Here is a 4,671-nt window from a genome sequence, read left to right on the forward strand (position 1 = left end):
GAATTTATCGGGGTTTCCCCGAATTATGGGGGAATTTTGGTCAGTGGGGGCAATATGGCCAATTTTACGGCTTTTTTAGCGGCACGAACCGCTAAAGCACCAAAGAGTATAAAAGAAGATGGTATTAACAATGCCTTATCTAAATTGGTGGTATACTGTTCAAAAACAACCCATACTTGGGTAGAAAAGGCAGCCATCCTTTTTGGCCATGGCTCCAAACAAACCCGTTGGATACCCACGGACCCAGATAATAAAATGGACATTGAAATTCTTTCGCAAACCATACGAGAAGATCTACAAAAAGGGTTTCAACCTTTTATGGTCGTTGGGACTGCAGGGGATGTTAGTACAGGGATCGTAGACAACCTAAAAGAAATCGCGGCAATATGCAAAACCTACGATCTGTGGTTTCATATTGATGGTGCCTACGGAGTTCCCGCTGCAATAATTCCAGAACTAAAAACTGTATTTGAGGGAATCGAAGACGCCGATTCCATTGCGCTTGACCCACATAAATGGTTGTATGCGCCCCTTGAGGCAGGCTGTACTTTGGTAAAAAATCCGCAACATCTTTTAGATACTTTTAGTTCGCATCCCGAATATTATCATTTTGACAAAACTGAAAAAACCCAAGCATTGAATTATTATGAATACGGACTGCAAAATTCCCGTGGATTCAGAGCGTTAAAAGTTTGGATGACTTTACAACAAGTAGGAAGAAATGGGTATGAAAAAATGATTCGTGATGATATTGAATTATCTAAATTGTTATTTAAACTAGCGAACGACCATAAAGAATTGGAAGCGGTCTCACAAAACCTTAGCATAACGACATTACGATATATCCCTACCGCTTTTGACCGAAATGATAAAAATAAAGAGGCTTACCTAAACACTTTGAATGAAGCGTTATTAAAAGCATTGGAATTAGGGGGCGAGGTATTTTTATCGAATGCCATAGTAAATGAAAAGTATTGCCTTAGAAGTTGTATCGTTAATTTTAGGACCACCAAAAAAGACATTGAAGAGATTATTGGAATTGTTGTTCGGGAAGGAAGAAAAATGCATCAAGACCTTCAAAAAGCATCAGTTGAACTAAAAAAGCAAAACACATGAAACCAATTATAAAACAGCAACAATAAATATTTTTTACATGCTATTTTCCGTATACTACTTTCCCCAACAAGAAGATGAAAAGGTTGTCTGAGTTTTCTGTGAAGCGGGATAAAAAATGGTTTGATTCATAATGTCCAAGAATTTTCACCCTTATACGGAATACAACCTTTGAATTCTCCGGGAATTGGGTCGTATCGTAAATGGTTTTTCCCGATTTCCTCAGAAGTAAAATACCCTATCAAGGTAAATTGTTTCACCCTTCTATAAAAATCCAAAGGTTCCTGAACACCTAAGGGACTGCCCCAAATACTGGGATTGAAGGTATTGGTCTCTTCCCCTACTTGTTGCAATACTTCTTTGCGTTGCTCAGCATCCAGTTCGGTAAAAGGATGACCGAACCGCTCTTGGCAAATTTCAACAAAACGTTCAAAACCCTTCATTACATGTTCCTTATCTTCTGGCGAAAGTGTTTTTGCAAACATTAAGTCTACGAACATATCGACTTTCAAATCCTTCGCTCCAGGGGTTTCCGTCCTAGGTAAAATCATTTCCGTAATCTCAGAAATCTGGGCTGCCTGTTCCTCATTGAAAAATTGCGGTTGCCAATCCATTCTTTTCTGATTTTGGCATGATTGCATTAAACTTGCCAATGTGCCACCCCCTAAGGTTACTCCGACCAAAAGGGCCGTATTTTTTAAGGCAATTCTTCTATCCATGGCTATATATTTTGTTTTTTTAATTCAGTGACGGCATAATCCGCAGCACGGGCGGTCAGCGCCATATAGGTCAACGAGGGATTAACACAAGAAGACGAGGTCATACAAGCACCATCGGTCACAAAAACGTTTTTGGCGGCATGTACTTGGTTAAAACGATTCAATACGGATGTTTTGGGGTCTTTTCCCATTCGAGCCGTACCCATTTCGTGAATACCATGCCCTGGGGGACTCTGATTGTCAAAACCGAGAATATCCCTGAATCCCGCTTTTTCGAGCATATCCACGGCATCCGACTTGATCTGTCGGTTCATGGCCTTCTCATTCTCCTTGAACTCACAATCGAAGTTCAGTGTCGGCAATCCCCATTTATCCTTAAGATCAGTATTCAGGAATATTTTGTTTTCATGATAGGGAAGGCATTCGGCAAATCCCGTAAGGAAGAAGCCCCAAGGCCCAGGTTTGAAAAGTTGGTCCTTAAAATCTTCCCCGAATTCGTTGTTATTGATTCCTGATCCCCAATTCGACCGCCCGGCACCCCCTTGGAATCCGAAACCACGTACAAAATCTTTGGATTTTGTTTTTTCATCCAAATTCACATAGCGCGGAATATAAATTCCGTTAGGTCGTCGACCTGAATAGTATTCATCCTCAAAACCTTCGATGCTTCCCATTGCCCCGACCTTATAGGTATGGTCCATTAGGTTGTACCCCAATTCGCCGCTATCGTTCCCAAATCCGTTTTGAAAACGATCTGAAGTAGAGTTCAATAAAATCTTGGTGGTACTCAATGCCGAAGCATTACAGAAGATAATCTTGGCATAAAACTCCATTTCCTCCATCGTCTCCGAATCGACAATTCGAACTCCTGTCGCTTTTCCTTTAGCATCATCATAAATAAGCGAGCTTACAATCGAATAGGGCCGTATCGTAAGATTACCTGTCTTTTCGGCTGCAGGAAGTGTCACGGCATTACTACTGAAATAGGCGCCGAAGGGACATCCTCTTGAGCATCGATTTCGAAACTGGCACTTCCCACGCCCGTTCAAAGGTTCGGTCAAATGGGCACATCGACCGATTATCAAATGTCGGCCCTCATAATTATCCTGGATTCTTTTTTTAACATGCTTCTCCACGCAATTCAATTCCATCGGCGGTAGAAAGTGGCTATCGGGCAAATGTGGCAACCCCAAGGCTTCCCCGCTGATACCCGCGAATTTTTCGACATAGGTATACCATGGTTCTATTTCTTTGTAACGAACTGGCCAATCTACGCCATGACCATCCTTTACATTCGCTTCAAAATCGAGATCACTCCAACGGTAGGTTTGTTTTCCCCAAACGATGGATCGTCCTCCTACCTGATGTGAACGGATCCAGATAAAAGGTTTTATTTCGGTGTACGGATTATCTTGATCGTTGGCGAAATTGTGTATCGTATCCTCACTGCCCCATCCGACTCTTGATTGTGATTTATGCCTTTGTTGTTCTTCATAGTCCAAGGCTCCTCGAAGTTCAAAATCCCAAGGGTCTTTTAATGCCGTCGGGTAATCCTGTGGATGTTCGATCATACGCCCACGTTCTAAAACGAGGGTTTTCAATCCTTTCTCGCACAATTCCTTGGCCGCCCATCCGCCACTGATACCCGATCCAATGACTATCGCATCATAGGTATGTTCTTCTTTTGCCCTGATATTCAAATTCACCATGCAGTTATTTTAAAATCTGTAGAAAGTAGACAAGATAATCAACATTCTGGGGATTCAGCAAATGCCGGGGCAAAGAAATCTTTTTGAATAACAATCAAAGGGATTCGATTTCCCTTTTTGCCTTATAAAATTCATTCATCATTTCATCCACGATGTCAGCAGCGGGTTTAATATCATGGATCAGGGCGGATACTTGCCCGATTTCCAATTCACCTTCGACCATATCGCCCTCGAACATACCCCTTTTGGCCCGGCCCCGTCCCAATAGTGCCTGCAACTCTTCTTTGGTCGCCCCATTTTCATAGGCCTGTTGCACATCTTGATAGAATTTGTTCTTGATCAATCGTACGGGTGCCAATTCCTTGAGTGTCAAATGGGTGTCGCCCTCCCCCGCTTCTACGACCCGTTGCTTGAAAAGTTCGTGGGACGAGGCTTCCTCACTAGCCACAAAGCGACTTCCTATTTGCACCCCATCGGCTCCCAGCACCATGGCCGCCAGCATGGCCTTGCCCGTGGCAATTCCGCCTGCGGCAATCAAGGGAATTTCTATTTTTTCTTTCACTGCGGGAATCAATACCAAGGTGGTCGTTTCATCGCGCCCATTATGGCCGCCTGCCTCAAAACCCTCTGCCACGACAGCATCTACCCCGGCCTCTTGCGCCTTTATTGCAAATTTTACACTACTGACGACATGCACGACCGTTATCCCATGAACTTTTAGATGGTTTGTCCATGTCTTTGGATTTCCTGCGGAAGTAAAAACGATTTTTACGCCCATCTCGATAATAAGCGCCATGAGTTTATCAATATCGGGGTATAACATAGGTATATTGACCCCAAAAGGTTGGTCCGTGGCCTTTTGACATTTTTGAATATGCTCCCGTAAGACTTCAGGATACATGCTTCCCGCACCGATAAGTCCCAGTCCACCTGCATTGGAAACCGCTGAGGCCAGGCGCCAACCACTTGCCCATATCATTCCTGCCTGTATGATGGGGTATTTGATTCCGAAAAGTTGCGTGATTCTGTTTTGATTCATAGTTCCATATTGAAAACTAATTTAGCTCCTCCCTTTAAGTGAAGGGAGGTGGCACGATTGAAAATCGTGACGGAGGGTTTTAAATTCAAAC

The 4,671-nt window shown here is 43.1% G+C and carries 4 protein-coding genes; 1 reads left to right on the forward strand and 3 read right to left on the reverse strand.

Annotation, left to right across the window (positions count from 1 at the left end; all coding sequences use genetic code 11):
• Positions 1-1,116, forward strand: a 1,116-nt coding sequence (locus WBM98_RS14260) for a pyridoxal phosphate-dependent decarboxylase family protein (RefSeq protein ID WP_424366695.1), incomplete at its 5' end; no start/stop codon positions are given.
• A gap of 125 nt (positions 1,117-1,241) precedes the next feature.
• Here WBM98_RS14260 and WBM98_RS14265 read toward each other — a convergent pair.
• The 3 genes from WBM98_RS14265 to WBM98_RS14275 all read right to left on the reverse strand — a co-directional run bounded on the left by WBM98_RS14265 (position 1,242) and on the right by WBM98_RS14275 (position 4,580).
• Complete coding sequence (locus WBM98_RS14265; protein WP_424366696.1) at positions 1,242-1,832, reverse strand: gluconate 2-dehydrogenase subunit 3 family protein; 591 nt, start codon at positions 1,830-1,832, stop codon at positions 1,242-1,244.
• Positions 1,833-1,834: 2 nt separating this feature from the next.
• The gene (locus tag WBM98_RS14270; protein ID WP_424366697.1) at positions 1,835-3,541 is read right to left on the reverse strand and encodes a GMC oxidoreductase; all 1,707 of its coding nucleotides are present in this window, start codon (positions 3,539-3,541) and stop codon (positions 1,835-1,837) included.
• 94 nt (positions 3,542-3,635) lie between these two features.
• Positions 3,636-4,580: an NAD(P)H-dependent flavin oxidoreductase gene (locus WBM98_RS14275; protein ID WP_424366698.1), complete on the reverse strand. Its 945-nt coding sequence runs from the start codon at positions 4,578-4,580 to the stop codon at positions 3,636-3,638.
• Positions 4,581-4,671: the final 91 nt, after the last annotated feature.

The organism is Maribacter sp. (assembly GCF_049667165.1).
In the GTDB taxonomy this organism is placed as follows: Bacteria; Bacteroidota; Bacteroidia; order Flavobacteriales; family Flavobacteriaceae; genus Maribacter_A.

What these genes read in the sequence shown, in the direction of transcription:
- WBM98_RS14265 (WP_424366696.1), bottom strand. Translation starts at nt 1,832, where the DNA reads ATGGATAGAAGAATTGCCTTAAAAAATACGGCCCTTTTGGTCGGAGTA.
- WBM98_RS14270 (WP_424366697.1), bottom strand. Translation starts at nt 3,541, where the DNA reads ATGGTGAATTTGAATATCAGGGCAAAAGAAGAACATACCTATGATGCG.
- WBM98_RS14275 (WP_424366698.1), bottom strand. Translation starts at nt 4,580, where the DNA reads ATGAATCAAAACAGAATCACGCAACTTTTCGGAATCAAATACCCCATC.